At 38.5% G+C, this 15,552-nt stretch carries 13 protein-coding genes; all 13 read right to left on the reverse strand.

The window, feature by feature from the left end; genetic code table 11:
- Nucleotides 1-38 precede the first annotated feature (38 nt).
- Nucleotides 39-683 carry a heterocyst development glycosyltransferase HepC gene (gene hepC, locus C6N34_RS03360; protein ID WP_115538811.1) on the reverse strand — a complete coding sequence of 215 codons (645 nt, stop codon included), beginning with the start codon at nt 681-683 and terminating at the stop codon, nt 39-41.
- A gap of 240 nt (nt 684-923) precedes the next feature.
- Nucleotides 924-3,149: a GumC family protein gene (locus C6N34_RS03365; protein WP_057178822.1), complete on the reverse strand. Its 2,226-nt coding sequence runs from the start codon at nt 3,147-3,149 to the stop codon at nt 924-926.
- A 94-nt stretch (nt 3,150-3,243) separates the two neighbouring features.
- A complete protein-coding gene (locus C6N34_RS03370; protein WP_057178821.1) occupies nt 3,244-4,335 on the reverse strand; it encodes a glycosyltransferase in 1,092 nt (363 codons plus the stop codon).
- A 61-nt stretch (nt 4,336-4,396) separates the two neighbouring features.
- Nucleotides 4,397-5,710 carry an NAD(P)H-dependent oxidoreductase gene (locus C6N34_RS03375; protein WP_057178820.1) on the reverse strand — a complete coding sequence of 438 codons (1,314 nt, stop codon included), beginning with the start codon at nt 5,708-5,710 and terminating at the stop codon, nt 4,397-4,399.
- Between the two features lie 60 nt (nt 5,711-5,770).
- Nucleotides 5,771-6,316 (reverse strand): dTDP-4-dehydrorhamnose 3,5-epimerase, encoded by a 546-nt coding sequence (gene rfbC, locus C6N34_RS03380; protein WP_057178819.1) that lies wholly within the window; start codon nt 6,314-6,316, stop codon nt 5,771-5,773.
- 82 nt (nt 6,317-6,398) lie between these two features.
- Nucleotides 6,399-7,253: a phytanoyl-CoA dioxygenase family protein gene (locus tag C6N34_RS03385; RefSeq protein WP_115538810.1), complete on the reverse strand. Its 855-nt coding sequence runs from the start codon at nt 7,251-7,253 to the stop codon at nt 6,399-6,401.
- Nucleotides 7,254-7,286: 33 nt separating this feature from the next.
- Nucleotides 7,287-8,300 (reverse strand): glycosyltransferase family 2 protein, encoded by a 1,014-nt coding sequence (locus C6N34_RS03390; protein WP_115538809.1) that lies wholly within the window; start codon nt 8,298-8,300, stop codon nt 7,287-7,289.
- A gap of 133 nt (nt 8,301-8,433) precedes the next feature.
- Complete coding sequence (locus C6N34_RS03395; RefSeq protein ID WP_006277198.1) at nt 8,434-9,459, reverse strand: NAD-dependent epimerase/dehydratase family protein; 1,026 nt, start codon at nt 9,457-9,459, stop codon at nt 8,434-8,436.
- Between the two features lie 46 nt (nt 9,460-9,505).
- A complete protein-coding gene (gene lhgO / locus C6N34_RS03400) occupies nt 9,506-10,714 on the reverse strand; it encodes an L-2-hydroxyglutarate oxidase (RefSeq protein ID WP_057178816.1) in 1,209 nt (402 codons plus the stop codon).
- Nucleotides 10,715-10,742: 28 nt separating this feature from the next.
- Nucleotides 10,743-11,519, reverse strand: coding sequence for a glucose-1-phosphate cytidylyltransferase (gene rfbF, locus C6N34_RS03405; RefSeq protein ID WP_057178815.1), 777 nt, complete (start codon nt 11,517-11,519; stop codon nt 10,743-10,745).
- Between the two features lie 258 nt (nt 11,520-11,777).
- Nucleotides 11,778-13,970 (reverse strand): tetratricopeptide repeat protein, encoded by a 2,193-nt coding sequence (locus C6N34_RS03410; protein ID WP_115538808.1) that lies wholly within the window; start codon nt 13,968-13,970, stop codon nt 11,778-11,780.
- A gap of 42 nt (nt 13,971-14,012) precedes the next feature.
- Entirely contained in the window at nt 14,013-14,792 is a 780-nt protein-coding gene (locus C6N34_RS03415; RefSeq protein ID WP_115538807.1) for a PP2C family serine/threonine-protein phosphatase, read from the reverse strand.
- Nucleotides 14,793-14,837: 45 nt separating this feature from the next.
- Nucleotides 14,838-15,512 (reverse strand): vWA domain-containing protein, encoded by a 675-nt coding sequence (locus tag C6N34_RS03420; RefSeq protein WP_040008949.1) that lies wholly within the window; start codon nt 15,510-15,512, stop codon nt 14,838-14,840.
- Nucleotides 15,513-15,552 lie beyond the last annotated feature (40 nt).

The raw sequence follows: 15,552 nt of genomic DNA on the forward strand, positions 1-15,552 counted from the left end.
ACTTTCATGGGTTATTAGCAACCCTGGGCTAGGTTTGTCTAAAGCTTGGAGTGTCTGGAGTTAAATAAACTAGTTTCACCCCGCAAGATATTGAATAGCTCTGGCAATCTATGTAATCTTAACTTCGTCATTCCTAGGCTCGAAATCGGAAGATTTTGTTGAAGATTATGATCAAAATTTACCAAACGAAATAATTTGCCCTTTTTGCCAATACACCATTCATACTTAAATATTGATCCTGGCGATTTCAATAACATTAATAAGACTATAACTGCTATTAAAGGACTAAATAAAGATAAGAAGAACAATGCCAAAAATATGTTTATTGTTCTCTCTAATATCCCCAATATATCATCACCTATGGTAAGAGGTTGATTTTTATTAACAGGACGTATAAATATTGGTTTATTAGCCTTCTCACAAGCATTTGCCCAAAATTTTAATGTGGAGTTTCCCAGTTTGGAATCTATAGTTACTAAATTAACTGTGGAATGTTTTAGACAGTTAATCAACTGTTGTTCATTGTTTAGGGAAGGTAAATGTATTGGTGAGGAATTTCGGGAGGATGTAACTAATAACTGATCCCTACGCCATTTAAGAGAGTAAGATGGAAAAGCAAAATTTTCAGATAGGTCAGATAGAACACCAGATTGCTGTAAACTAGGAAAAATAGAAGTTGTCATTGTCGTGTTTTTCCTCTCTCTATATTTTCTATAATAGAATAAGATGGTCAGTTGATTTTTGAACTCATGAATTCTTTATTTATTCTTGACTAACTCTTGATTAATTCCTTAAATATAAGGAGGCACAATTATTTGTAGGATGGGTTAGCGGTAGGGTAACCCATGGGTGCGTTGATCTTATATTTAATTCCACTCATCCACTTATAGAACAACAGAAAGTTCCCCGTTTCCTCAGAATAATTATTTTTCCACAAATTCTTTTAGAGCTAATGCTTGTGGTTTGATATATGGAACATAAGTGCTTTCAGAGTCAGATACCCCGTTAGCTACAACGCCAATAAGATTTAACTTGCTCAACATAGATGTAGCCTGGGCTAGATGATTATGTGTCACTTTACCAATGCTAGCAACCATAACTACACTTCGACAGGAAGAACCTGTAATTATTGCATCTACCATACCCAACACTGAAGGTGCATCTATGAGCACTAAATCATAATTTTCTTCAAACATGGTAATTATTTCCCTCATACGTGGAGAGCTTAAAAGATGTGCTGGGTCTGCAGGTATAGGACCAGCAGTTAAAATATCAATGTAAGCTGAACCTGAGTAGGAAATTCCTATTTGATCGGGTATGTTTGCATCATTAGCTAACAGAGTTGATAGACCCTGTTCATTCGGTAGATTTAACTGCTTATGTAAATTTGGGTCTCGTAAATTGGCATCAATTAGGAGCACTCTTTTATGTAGACGTGCTGCACTCATAGCTAAACCTAAGGTTAAAGATGACTTACTGATATCTGGTAATGCTGAAGTTACCATTAAGGATTTTAAATCGGACTTGCTGTGGAGCAATTCGATATTTTTATAAATCAAATCTAGGGACTCCCACCCAGGAGAAGATTGTAAAACCTGAATTGTCCAGGGAGCTAAAACATCCGGTTTACCAAAAGGCAATTTAATGACGGATTCCTTACCTTTTGCTGATGGTAATTTTGGTGTTGTTCCCAATAAAGGTAATGCTAATTGTTTTTGCAATTGGGCGGTAGTATGCACCGCATCATCTGATGACTCACGGATAAAAGCAGCAACTCCACCTAAGATAAATCCTACAATTGCACCCAGTAATAAATTTTGTGAAAGATTGGGTCCTAATTTAACGCCCATTTTTGGTTCTTCTACTACTTGCCAATTAAATCCACCTTTAGACAATTCTTGACGCAATTGCTGTTCTGCTCTTAGCAATTGTTCCATTCTTTCTCGACTAAATTTTAGTTGGGGAATGATCCGATTGTAGTAGGATAATAGAGAAGGAAACCGTTTTAACTGCAATTGGAGTTGACTTTCTTTCTGAGCTAAGGTCTGATCTCTAGCGCTCAGTGCCACAATATTAGTTTGAGTGGTTACCAATTCACTGGTTAAGTTCAGATCAATTTGTCCTAGTTGTCCTTGTTCTAACAAATTTTCTCCGAAATTTAAGGAATTATTATTCTCACCTAGAGTTCTGCTTACCTCTTTTTGTAAAAGTCCTTTTTGATCTTGCAGTTGTTGATTTAGTTTCTGTACGTTAGGAGTATCATCGGTAAAACGCAATCGCTCTTGAGCTAAAGCCAACTCTGTTTTCTGAATTTCATTGAGCAAACCTTGGTAGCGCGTAGACTGACTCAAACGAGAAGAAACTAAAGCATTTTGTGGTGAGCGATTCAGTTGTTGTTGCAAGGATTTTTGCTTAGCTATGGCTTCTTGGTATAGAGAATGAGTGGTTTGTCTTTCCTTGCGAATACTATTTAAAGTTTCTTCAATTGCTTTTGCTTCTAACTCCGGATCAATCAAATTCTGATTGCGGCGAAATCGTTGTAAATTAGCCTCTGACGCGTTCACTTCGTCAGTTGCTTTATTTAGCTGTTCTCTAATAATTTGTAGACCTTTTTGTAACCGAATATCCTGTTGATTTTTATTGTACTCAAGATACACTTGCTGAATAGCAGTCAGAACCTTTTGGGTTTTATATGGATCATCACTGATATAATCAATTTGAAAAATTTTCGTGGCAATATTATCTTCAGAGGTCTTAATCTGAGTCGCAACTAAGGATTTTTTAAGTTCCTCTGTAGTGATATCCGGATATTCGGACTTAAGCCGAGTCACTGCTTTTTGTAAAAGTGCAGAACTCCTCATTAAATTTAACTGGGTCGCTGTGTCAATAACAATGTTAGATTCAGTGAAATCCGTTCCCAATTTATCTTCCTTTTCCCTTCCTTGGTAGTTAGGTTCTATCAATAACTGGAGGGTACTTTGGAAAGTTGGTTGAGTTTTTGCAGTGATAATTCCAGCTACTGCTGTGGAAGTTAAAAGTACTAATAGAACCCAAGGAAATCTTCTAATAAATACAGACAACATTTGTCCATAGCTTGCTTCTGAATCTGCTGAAGTATTTAGAGGTGAGTTTAAACTAGTTTGAAGCACTGTAATTATCCTTCTATACAAGAGACTATAGACTAAAAATTCGAATCATTGACGAAAGTATTAAAATTTGGGGGTGCTATACCCCTTCATTCCATCAGTGATGTATACCGGAGTTTTTCATGACAATCTCCTCTATCTTTTGAAAAAACACTGATTCTGAGAAGTTGTTAACAGCGTGATTGCGAATGCTTTGATAATTCCAAGCTATTTCCTTGGCCCGAAATAATCCTGTCTGTAGAGAGTCAGCTGATTGTCTGTTAAAAAACACTCCAGTTTTTCCAGGTATTTGAGTGTCTAAAACACCCCCTGCACCATAAGCAATCACTGGAGTTCCACTGGCATTCGCTTCTACTGGCACTAATCCATAGTCTTCCAATGCTGCAACAATAATGGACTTAGCTCTAGAAAATAGGTCCTTACGCTTAACGTCGCTCACATGACCTAAAAATTGAATATTATCTAGTGCTTTGGATTTTAACCTTTGTAGTTCTGGTCCGTCACCTGATATTAATAAAGGCCAACCTAACCAGTTAAAAGCCTCGACTATGATATCAAAACGTTTATAACTTATCATCCTAGCAGATGCCAAGTAGTAGTCATCTTTTATTTCAGAAAAAACAAAATTATTGGTATCAATTGGATAATTGACTACCATTGCTTCCTTGCCATATATTTGTTGTATACGTTTGGCAACAACGCTGGAATTGGCAATGTATAAATCTGGTTCCTGGGAGTATTTCAGATCCACATTTCTCATCATAGCAAATATTTTTTCTATTACTGGAGCAAAGTAACGATAATCTCCATACTCCCGTAAATAAGTTTGTGTATCCCATAAAAATCTAGTTACATTGTGACAGAAGCAAATGTGTTGAGCTTCCTTTTTTTTACGAACCGCTTTGGCAAAGCTCGTACTGCTACTAATAATTAAATCATAGTCTTGTAAATCCAGGGAACGGAAAGCTGGAAAGTATAACGGGGCTATAAGTCGAAAATATTTCTTAGCCCCAGGAATGCTTTGTAAAAAAGTAGTTTTAACTATCCGATCGCCTAAGTCAATAGTTTTTTGGGCATCATATACAGATGTAAAAATATCCGCTTCGGGGTAGTATTTGCAAAGCAATTCAAATACTCGCTCTGCTCCACCGCGCTGGGTTAAATAGTCATGGACTAGAGCAATTTTCATTGTTTGAATAGGGGGGAGGGGGAATAGGGAGTATTGGGTCTCCCTATGACTGCTGGAAACTCTATCTAGCGATCGCTAAGGTTTTAACTGGGGAAAAATAGGCTGTTTGTTCAGCACGCAATCTATCACAAAGTCTACCTGTAGGCAATTCGACATCGTTATAAGTGAGGACTTGATCTCGAGGAATATCTCGTATTAAACGACATCCTTGTGCTAGTCCCATGGGTAGTAAATTTTCCTGTTGCACAATGGAGGAATTTTCACATTGTCCATAGGTCATATAATAGCCAATACCATCAATTATTTCCCCTGCTTTTAAATCAATCTTGGCTGTGGCCACCACATCAACTATAGGACCTGCTATGGGGGTTAAAACTGCATCATGTAATAACACTGCACGAGCTACAGAAATAGGAACTTCAAAATGACATAAGTGATAGGGTGTATAGAAACTATAAAGAGGACCCTCGCCCAATTTATAGAGGTTCAAATAATGGCGTTGTTTGGGATCTTCGTGAGTAGCAAAAACAAATACTCCTGGACTGGGTTTTGCACCTACCACATAGTCTACAATTCCACCCAGTTCCCTAAGCTGATCTAGATCATACATTTTGGTCATTTCATCTACATGACCTGTATATTCATATCCCAACATACCCCGCTTTGCTACCTTCATCCCCGTACCATTGGCTACAATTGCTTGCTCAAAGGAAATTTTTGTACCGTCAGCAAAACTTGTCACCATAGCTGGATTTTGTCCCCAACGTTGAGCAAAACCAGCTTGAGTGGTTGGATTGCGGTAGGGATCTTGTAATCCCTTAATATTTCCACATAATAGGGGGGTTAAACCAATGCTTTTAACAAAGCGATATAAATTCATTTCTACCCCTGGTTGATCCCCATCGCAAGCTGTGAAAACTACTCCAGCTCTATCAGCATGAATTTTTAAAATCGGTCCCACTGTTCCATCTAGTTCCGCATTCATTAATATCACATGCTTTTGATGGGCGATCGCTCTGGTTACCAAATGAGCTGCATATTCTATGGTTCCAGTGACTTCAATAATTGCATCTATACCGTCTGCTTCACATAGCAACATGGCATCTTCGGTGATTGCATATCCATTTTGGGCGATGGAATCTTCCAAATCTCCTAAATTATCCACAGTGCGGAAATTTTCGATTCCTGCTTCCAAATATGCTCGTTCTGCTGTTTGAATATGACGGTTAGCAATAGCTACCAATTCCATTCCTGGAACAGAATTAATAATTTGATTAGCTATACCTCTCCCCATAAAACCAGCACCAATCATGGCAACTTTTACTGGTTTACCTAATTCAGCACGTGCTTGTAATGCTTGATCAACTATTATCATTTTCAACTCCCGGGAAACTCCGAATAATTTTTATACAAACTCTCAAAAAAGGTATGGGTACTAGACACCTATTAACACAGATTCCAATAAAGGCCAACTAAGATCTTTCTGAGAAATTTCAGTCACATTCAAAGGCCAAACAATGTCTAAAATGGGATCATCATAACGCAGACCTCGTTCATAACCAGGGGTGTAAAATTCACCAACTTGGTAAACAACTTCCGCGCCATCAGTTAGAGCTTGATACCCATGGGCAAACATTTCCGGTACATATAAAGCACGACGATTTGTTGCTGTTAGTTCGACGCCAATATATGATAGGTAGGTAGGAGATTCCGGACGCATATCCACAATCACATCATAAATTGCACCTTGAGTACAGCGAATTAATTTGGTTTCTGTTGCTGGTGTAATTTGGTAGTGCATTCCTCGCAGGGTGCCTTTTTGATGATTAAAAGATAAATTACATTGGGCAACTGTTGGCTTTAAACCATGTTCAGCAAATTCTTGGGCGCAGAAAGTTCTGGCAAAAAAACCACGATGATCTGGTTTGTCTTCTAATTCGATAATGAAAGCACCAGCTAGACTTGTTTGGGTAAAAATCATATTTTTGAAAACTCTCGGTGAATTTGGATAAGCGAAAATGAAAACTTGATAGGGATGCTCTAACAACACACCCTAGAAAAATTTACCGGGCTTTATTTGCAATTTCAGTCTTAAATTGCCCAGGGGGTTTGGTGAAGGTATGATCATGGTATTGAGTGCAAAGTTCCGGGCGTTTAGGAGTGTGAGAAGTGTAAACAAAAAATGCTGTAGAACGCTCTTCACTTCTAACTGTTCCGTGATGTAAAACATTTCTAGGATCAACAAAAATTACAGTTCCTGCTTTTCCTGGACAAGATTTCCAGAATTTTTTAGGAATAACATTCATCATTTCTCGGTCATCAATTCCCAAAAAACCCGACTTCCACAATCTATAATCGACCCGATAATAATTACACCATTCTCCAATATTACTGGGTAAAGGTATATATTCAAAAGGTCCATGTTCTTCCCCCACATCGTGTAAATAGACGATGATTTTAATCATCCGTCGATCTTCCGCATCCTTGTGCCACAGCAGAGTTTGTAGTTGCTGCTCATTTGGAAAATCCTTCCGCACATGAACACCATGAAAAGCTATAGGTAACTCTATATAACTTTCAATGATATTCCTTAACCTAGATTCAATTCCCCAGGTAAAAAATTCCGGTAGATCTGTAACCGTGTAAATTTGTGGTAAGCTATATCCCGACTCCACATTTCTGGGAGCTGATATCATCCCTGCATAACCCGTAGCACTTACCCACATTTGTGTGGTTGATGGCATTCCTAAATCTGTGAGAGAAGTAATATAAACACCTTGCTGCTTTAAGGTTTCAGCAATTAATTTATCTTTTGGGGATAATACAGGTAAATGCTTTTTATATTTAGCCACAGATACCCGATAATTAAAATCCTCAGTAAAGGCGTTGAGTTGATCTTGCCAAGTATTAATCATCATCATTTAAACTAATAATTCAACCCAGTAATTAACTCACGAATCTTTATTGCGACGAAGAGAAGAAGTAGATATTTGCTGATTACAATCAGCAATTTTCAGTTCAGGAGCGGCCATAACTTCTACTGCGGAAACCGTAACTACAGCAAAAAAGGGAAGTATGGTTTGAATAGCAGAAATTGGCCATCTTCTTAAAGCACCTAGGAAAACTTTTGGATTAACTCCTCGCCAGTTCTGAATCATCATTCTGGCATAAAACTGTTTAGAATATCCATTTTCATGGAGCTTAGAAATCACCTCTGGTATGTGTTTATATTGCATTAATAGTGCGGATTTAGGTTCCTTTTGCCAATAACTGACACCTACAATACATTCTAAAAAGTTTTCTTTGGTGACAATTACCTTTCCATGAGCTGCACAATAACCCGCAAAATAGGCTAAAGAAATCCAGTTATTAATGGCATCCGGCCAAATTTGTAGAGCCTGTTTAACCAGATCAGCCCTATAAATTGAAGCTGTCAGAAATATTACTGCGCCCACACTTTTAGCAAGACAATGTTCAAAGATTGCCTTACCATTTCCCGCACCATCTTCCACATCAATATCAAACCAACGATTGCCAGAAATAGTGGGTGGATGAACTGCTTCCCCAGTAATTTTATTTCTTCCTGAAAAATTCAGAAACATTAAAGATAAGTCCTGGTGTTTTTGCAATTTATCTATTACGTAACCAACAGTTCTATCTTGAATGGGATCATCATCACCAATTGTCCATACATATTTGGTAGTGGCGGAATTTAGACAGTAAATTATATTCCTCATCACACCCAAATTGCTACTGTTTCTGTTAGATATAAAAGTTACAGAGCTGAGAATTTTCTGCCATTTTTTGATAACTTGCGGTGTATAATCACTGGAACAATTGTCAGATACTAAGATTTCACAATCTTGTTCATAACCTTTAATAGCATGAGATAACCACTCCAATTGTTGATCCAGCAAATTTGCTCGATTATAGGTGGGAATGGCAATAGTCAGTAATTTACTCATGTAAAATAATTTCCCAAGTATGTTAATTAAACCAGAATTATTAGATCCCAGCAGTGATTTTGATGAAGATTTCCATAAGATTACTGCTTGGGACTTTTTGAAATATTAAAAAATTAATTCAAAAAACTAATTCCTAGCTATGCCAAAAAAAATTCTGATCGAGTTGTTGAGTACGGATCAAATACTCCAGCTGCTTTAATCTGGTAAATCCTCTAAAAAGGAATGTATCCTCAGTCATGTCAATTTGCTGGAATAAATTCAATAACTGTTGGGCACCACGCTCCGCATTCCACTCACATTTGAATCCTGGTAATATTGTGTTGATCTTCTCGAAGGATACTCGATAACTACGATTATCCGCACCATTATTACCAAAGGTTAATTTACAATCTGGGAAGGTTGCTGCAATGATTTGGGCAATTTCTCGCACGCGATAATTATTTTGTGTATCTCCTACATTAAAAACCTGATTGTGAATAATATCCCTGGGTGCTTCCAAGACACAGACAATGGCTTTACAAATGTCCAAAGCATGAACTAAAGGTCGCCAAGGAGTACCATCACTAGTCATTTTAATTTCCTTGGTAGTCCAAGCTAACCCAGCTAAATTGTTTAAAACAATATCAAATCTCATGCGGGGGGAAGCTCCAAATGCTGTTGCATTGCGCATGAAGGTAGGGGAAAAATCATCATCAGCTAATAACTTAATATCCCTTTCCACCAAGGTTTTGCACTCAGCATAAGCTGTTTGAGGATTCACTGGTGATTCTTCTGTTACATCCCCATCAGTGGCAATTCCATAAACACTGCAAGAAGACATATAAACAAACCGACGCACTCCCATGGTTTTAGCCAAATTGGCCAATCGCACGGAACCTAAATGATTGATATCATAGGTAATATGGGGTGCCAATTGTCCTGTGGGATCATTAGAAAGTTCTGCTTTGTGAACTATAGCATCTACTCCCTCTAGGTCTTCTGGATTAATATTACGAATGTCTTTGTTGAGAGTTTTGACTGTTATTTCTGTACCGTTATATAACCAGCCAACTTTATAAAAACCCGTGTCTACTCCAATTACCTTATGACCTTTAGCAATTAATAAGGGAGGGAGCAATGAGCCTAAATATCCTTCTGTACCAGTGACTAATATTTTCATAGTTTTCCTCTTGATTTTGATTTGGGACTTTACTCCAGGCTTGTTTTTAAAAACACCTGATTAAATTTGCTGGTTCTGGTAATTGATTCACAATGGCCTTACCAATCTCTAAAGAAGATGTAGCTGCAGGTGATGGTGCATTGCAAACGTGAATAGAGTTTTTACCAGGAACGATTAAAAAGTCCTCTACCAGAGAACCATTATTCATTAATGCTTGAGCTCTAACCCCCGCATGGGTGGGTACTAAATCTTTCGCCTCCACTTCTGGAATCAGTTTTTGCAAACTTCTGACAAAAGCTGCTTTACTCCAGGAACGTATCATTTCTTTGATTCCTTCATCAGCATGTTTGGCTGCTAGTTTCCAAAAACCAGGATAGGTAATGACTTCAGTTAGATCTCTTAGATCAAAATCGGTTTTTTTGTAACCTTCTCTTTTAAAACTCAAAACCGCATTTGGACCAGCGTGAACTGTGCCATCAATCATCCTGGTAAAATGTACACCCAAAAATGGGAAATCTGGGTTAGGAACTGGATAAATAAGCGTTTTGACTAAAGAACGTTTTTCCGGTGTTAGTTCATAGTATTCTCCCCGAAAGGGAACGATTTTAGCTTGGGGATTTACCTGACCCAATTCCGCCAGGCGATCGCTATGTAGTCCACCACAGTTAATTACAAATCTAGTTTCAAAACTGCCTTTGGTAGTTTCTATTATCTGATTTTCGCCGCTTGGGTGTAGTTTTAAAACCCGGGTGTTAAGGCGTAAATCGCCTCCTTGATTTTGAATAATCTCCGCGTACTTGAGGCAAACTTGTTTGTAGTTGACAATCCCAGTAGAAGAGACTCGAATTGCTGCCAAGCAACTAAGATGAGGTTCAATTTCCCTTGCTTCTTGAGGACTAATTCTCTTCACGGGAATACCATTATCTAAACCTCGCTGATAGAGGTTTTCTAATCTTGGTATTTCCTCGGGTTCTGTGGCGACAATAACCTTACCACAAATATCATGATCTATATTATGTTCTCGACAAAATTCCACCATTGATCGACTGCCATCACGGCAGAATTTTGCTTTGAAACTACCGGGTTTGTAGTAAATACCAGAATGAATGACACCACTATTGTTGCCAGTTTGATGAAATGCCCATTCCGCTTCTTTTTCTAGGACTAAAATCTTGGTCTGACCATAGCGTTTACCTAAAGCCATGGCCGTAGCTAGTCCTACTATTCCACCACCAATAATGGCAAAGTCATACATGATTATTTTTCCCTTAAATCACCATCAATTATGCCCACACCTTCCAAGGAGCTTGATTATTTTTCCACAAATCTTCCAGGTAGTTTTTATCTCTTAAAGTATCCATTGGCTGCCAAAATCCCTGATGTTTAAAAGCTGACAGTTGTTCCATATCCGCTAATTTTTCTAGTGGTTCCTTTTCCCAAACCGTACTTTCATCAGCAATAAAATTAATTACCTCTGGTTCTAGGACAAAATAACCACCATTAATCCAAGCACCATCACCCTCTGGCTTTTCTTTAAAACTGGTAATTTTAGTTTGTTCTTGTCCTAGGGAAATTGCCCCAAATCTTCCTGCTGGTTGGACAGCACTAAGGGTGGCTAAGGTTTTTTGGCTTTGGTGAAAATTAATTAGTTCCGTAATATTAATATTGCTGACACCATCTCCATAGGTAAAACAGAAAGTTTCGTTACCAATATGTTCTCTCACTTTCTTTAGTCTACCACCTGTCATGGTATTATCGCCCGTATTTACCAAAGTAACCCGCCATGGTTCTGCATATCCGGAATGGATACTCATTTGATTAAATCTCATATCAAAAGTTACGTCTGACATGTGGAGGAAGTAGTTGGCAAAATACTCCTTAATAATGTAACCCTTGTATCCACAACAAATGATAAAATCATTAATACCATGAGCTGAATATATTTTCATAATATGCCAAAGAATTGGCTTGCCACCCACTTCTACCATTGGCTTAGGTCTAATACTAGTTTCTTCACTCAGACGCGTTCCTAAACCACCAGCTAGAATTACTGCTTTCATGCAAATACCTCTGATTTATTTGATTTAACTATTTGCCAGCACGACAAGTTATGGGAATTAAATAGATGGGATTTTGCTTGGTTTCCCTTTCTGATGGAACATAATAGTAATCTAGCGAAAAAAAACGGGACTGTTTATAAAGAGTCAGTAAATTTAGGGTAAGCCTTGAAATAAGATAATTGTCAACAAAAAAACAAGGAGACAGCTACTAGATATCTATCTCCTTGGTGAGGAAAATATTATTTTTCTTACTACATTTCAGGGATTTACATTATAAATAATTGATGAGTTCTGTAAAAAATAGTCGCACTTTTCTTCAGCAATAACACAAATATTACTGATAGCTTGCTGGTAGTTGTTCACATCCTTCTTATTCAGATATAATTGAGCAGATTTTTCTAAATCTTCCAGAGCTTGTTGCTGATTATTCCTGGCTGTCCTTTCTCCATATTGGGCTAATTCATAGTAAATCATTCCTCTTTTGAGGAACACCTCTGCCATTTCCGGATTAATATTTAATGCCTGGTCAAAATCTGCGATCGCCTGTTTATATATTTGAGCATAATTACTGCTATATTGGGCAAATTGGTAACGAGCTAGACCGCGCTGAAAGTAGGCTTCTGCTTTAAAACGATTGAGTTTAATTGCCTGTGTAAAGTCCCCAATAGATCTTTCGTATTCCTCTTGTGAGTTATTACTATATCTGGCTATTTGTGACCGAACAATACCTCTTCTAACATAGGCTTCATCATCTTGTTGGTTAATGTTAATAGCATTATTGAAACTGTCTATAGCTTTTTTATATTCATAATCCGGATCATTGCTATAGTCAGCCAGTTTAAGATAAGCATTACCACGATTGATAAATGCCTTAACTTCCTGGGGATTAATTTTCAAAGCCAGATTATAATCTGTCAATGCTCCTTCATAATCATTTAAATTATAGCGGGCATTGCCCCTATGCATGTATAGTTTAGAAAAATTAGTATTTTGTTTGATACCTTGGCTAAAGTCCTCAATTGCTTGTTGATAGTCCTGTTGTTGATAAGCCTGATTACCACGTTGATAGTAATCATTAAAACTTAAACTTAATGGGGAATGAACATTTTCGCTTCTACTAGACAATAAACTTTGTTGAGTGTAAGGATTAGGAGAGAGAAAAGGACGGGTAAATTTAACCATAATATCCAAATAACCCAATACACCCAAACCTAAAAGTCCAAACATAAGAGTATAAAACTTAGACCTACTTGATGTTTGTACAGGTTGATAACCAGGCGAAGTTGATCTCAAAGAGAATTGGGTATAGGTAGCCAAAACGGGAACAGCTGGTTTACGAACACGGGGCTGATATCTAGGGCGCTTACGAGATTTGCGTCGGGGTTGGAGATGTTCCCGAGCGGAGATTGCCTGCAAAGATGGAAAGGGGTCTCTCCCCCCCAACTTCATAGTGCGTTCACACCAGGGACATTTATCTAGATGAGGATGATAAGCATGCTGAGGATTAACAGCACAAGAAATCAAACTTGCTTCTGCAGTAGATAAAACCGATAGCCAAGTTTGGGCACTGGGGCGCAAATAGGGAGAATGGTGACCATCTTCAAAACAGCTGATAAACAGATCTCGTAAATCAGGATGAAGAGTTTGCCAACTGGGAGTAATGGGAGTAGGTAAATAGGGGACTTTTTGTTTTTGGCTATAGGTAAAATGGCCAGCTAGAATGCGGGACTCATAAGTGGGGGGATCCCCTAAACCTTGAAAAACCCCAGAAAAAGGGTGAGTCCCTTCCATCAAAAGCTGGAATATCAACACCCCTAACCCGAACAAATCATGATAGGTTTCCCGATTATAGTCAGCAAAGGTTTTATTCTGAAGTTCTGGGGGAGTATATTCTGGTTTACCCACCAAACATCGATAAACCGTATTTTGAGACAAATCTGGGACTTGAAAGGAGTCCGTATCCACTAAACTAACTAAAGCTGTGTTACTGACTAGAATATTTGATTCATTGACATCGCCAATACAGTAATTACTTGCATGTAACGCGGCAAAAGCTGCGGCCAAATTGCGAGCAGTGCGCAGTAAATATTGATAATTAAATAGGGGACAGTTTTGACGACGATTGCCAGGATTATAAAAGTCCATAATAGGACGCATGTTCCGAATCCGTGGCATTAAAAAGCCAATAATAGTATCACTACCCTCCGCAGCAGTTAATAACTCCTGTGGCCATGCTATAGAAATATGACCAAAACTGGCCGCAGGATTTGCTGGGGGGTTGGCGATCATGGCCCGCAGTTTCTGAATATGACTAGAAGTTGGGTGATGATAAATTTTGGCGACTAAATTTTCATCGCTTGGAACCGTATAGACACAAGCTTCACCCCCGCGTCCCAAATTTTCCTGTAAATCCAGAACCTCTTGATTGGAAAAAGAACGTAGTACCTGCATAATTCAATGGTGATTAATGGACTTTATAAAACAAACCTTTTATCAGTTACTAAATGCTGCTAGTACCAAAGTTAAATCATCATCCGTACGTTCAATAATTTTTCTAGAAGATAAAAAACTTGTTAACTGTTCTTTTGCTAGTCTATGGTCTTCAACCTTGGCAACAAAATCAAATAAGGGTAAAAAGAAGGGTTGATGTGGTTCTTGAACTAGCATATTTAGAGCTAACATTTGTAGACCATCGGTAAGCACTCCAATATTAACTATGTTATGACGCAAGATTTGTAGCTGAGTTGTAGTCACCGCTTCAGATGAAGTCAAAAATATGGTTTCGTTGACATATTCGCCCCTGTGGGGAATGGTCAGAGCTTGCAATTTACCCGTGCTATCCCTAGTCACAGCTAAACCATCTCCTATTTGTGCTACCGCTGCAAGTTTTGGGGTAGCAACTACAATAATTAAGGTAGTTGCTAGGTCAGATAGCTCATATTTGCCCACCTGAGCTTCGTTTTCCAAAGCGGTTTTGGCATTGATCATGGCCTCATGCAGCAACTCTCTCAATAGGATATCATCAGTGATGACGGTGGCAATATCTTTCCGCTGGGATATATACTCTATAGCTGTTTGGGTGGCTATCACCGCTCCTACTTTCCCTAGATTGGCACAACCTGCTCCATCTGCAACTGCTATTAATAATACATTATTGGGCAGTATATGCCAATAGTGAGCATCTTGACACAACTGGTCATTTTTGATATGGCTGGTTCCACATACGGATGCGGCTGCTACTCGCCATTGGGCAACCTGTTTCGATGAGTTCATAATCGCATAAATGGTAGCTGATGGCTGGCTATTGTCAATATATATTTAGATAGAACCCCAACCGATGGGCGGTAGTGCTACTTGCTCTTCTAACTGAGAATGGGATACAGCGGACATACTGGCCGAAAGCCACACAAACATTTCTACAAAGTTGAGACCTTTGAGTTTTAGGGGAGTCCGCACAGCTATTTGATGGAGACGATCCATATTGGCATTTTCTACTCCTACAGTGAAAAAAGCTACTTTTTTATTGGACTCATCTCCTCGTAGACGCTGGGTTGCTTGTTCTATAACCTCGTCTATCTCACCCTGGGGTTCACCATCTGTAATCATAAATACCCATGGACGATAGTAAGCAATGCCATTGGCACGATACTGGGATTTGCGCTCCTGAATTATTTCTAGGGATTTATTAATTCCCGCTCCCATAGTTGTTAATCCCTGAGCTGTTAGAATAGGAGGAGTAAATTGATCTACGGTCACAAAATCTTGTACCACGTTTACATGACTATCAAAAGTAACAATTGCCACTTCTACTCTTCTAGCAGCTAGGGTGTTCTTAACCAGTTCATCCTTAAAACTCAGTAGACCCTGATTTAGTGCCTCAATTCTATCACCCTGCATGGATCCGGAAGTATCTAGCAGGAGTACACAGGGACACCGAGGTTCTGGATTTTCTGCGAACTCAACCACTTCATCTAGGGTAAAGGTATTCAGCATAATTTCTTGTGTGATGTCGTCCAAGGTTCTGATTTCCTCT

The organism is Cylindrospermopsis raciborskii Cr2010 (assembly GCF_003367075.2).
GTDB classification, from domain to species: domain Bacteria; phylum Cyanobacteriota; class Cyanobacteriia; order Cyanobacteriales; family Nostocaceae; genus Raphidiopsis; species Raphidiopsis raciborskii.

What these genes read in the sequence shown, in the direction of transcription:
- hepC (WP_115538811.1), bottom strand. Translation starts at nt 683, where the DNA reads ATGACAACTTCTATTTTTCCTAGTTTACAGCAATCTGGTGTTCTATCT.
- C6N34_RS03370 (WP_057178821.1), bottom strand. Translation starts at nt 4,335, where the DNA reads ATGAAAATTGCTCTAGTCCATGACTATTTAACCCAGCGCGGTGGAGCA.
- C6N34_RS03375 (WP_057178820.1), bottom strand. Translation starts at nt 5,710, where the DNA reads ATGATAATAGTTGATCAAGCATTACAAGCACGTGCTGAATTAGGTAAA.
- rfbC (WP_057178819.1), bottom strand. Translation starts at nt 6,316, where the DNA reads ATGATTTTTACCCAAACAAGTCTAGCTGGTGCTTTCATTATCGAATTA.
- C6N34_RS03385 (WP_115538810.1), bottom strand. Translation starts at nt 7,253, where the DNA reads ATGATGATTAATACTTGGCAAGATCAACTCAACGCCTTTACTGAGGAT.
- C6N34_RS03390 (WP_115538809.1), bottom strand. Translation starts at nt 8,300, where the DNA reads ATGAGTAAATTACTGACTATTGCCATTCCCACCTATAATCGAGCAAAT.
- C6N34_RS03395 (WP_006277198.1), bottom strand. Translation starts at nt 9,459, where the DNA reads ATGAAAATATTAGTCACTGGTACAGAAGGATATTTAGGCTCATTGCTC.
- lhgO (WP_057178816.1), bottom strand. Translation starts at nt 10,714, where the DNA reads ATGTATGACTTTGCCATTATTGGTGGTGGAATAGTAGGACTAGCTACG.
- rfbF (WP_057178815.1), bottom strand. Translation starts at nt 11,519, where the DNA reads ATGAAAGCAGTAATTCTAGCTGGTGGTTTAGGAACGCGTCTGAGTGAA.
- C6N34_RS03410 (WP_115538808.1), bottom strand. Translation starts at nt 13,970, where the DNA reads ATGCAGGTACTACGTTCTTTTTCCAATCAAGAGGTTCTGGATTTACAG.
- C6N34_RS03415 (WP_115538807.1), bottom strand. Translation starts at nt 14,792, where the DNA reads ATGAACTCATCGAAACAGGTTGCCCAATGGCGAGTAGCAGCCGCATCC.
- C6N34_RS03420 (WP_040008949.1), bottom strand. Translation starts at nt 15,512, where the DNA reads ATGCTGAATACCTTTACCCTAGATGAAGTGGTTGAGTTCGCAGAAAAT.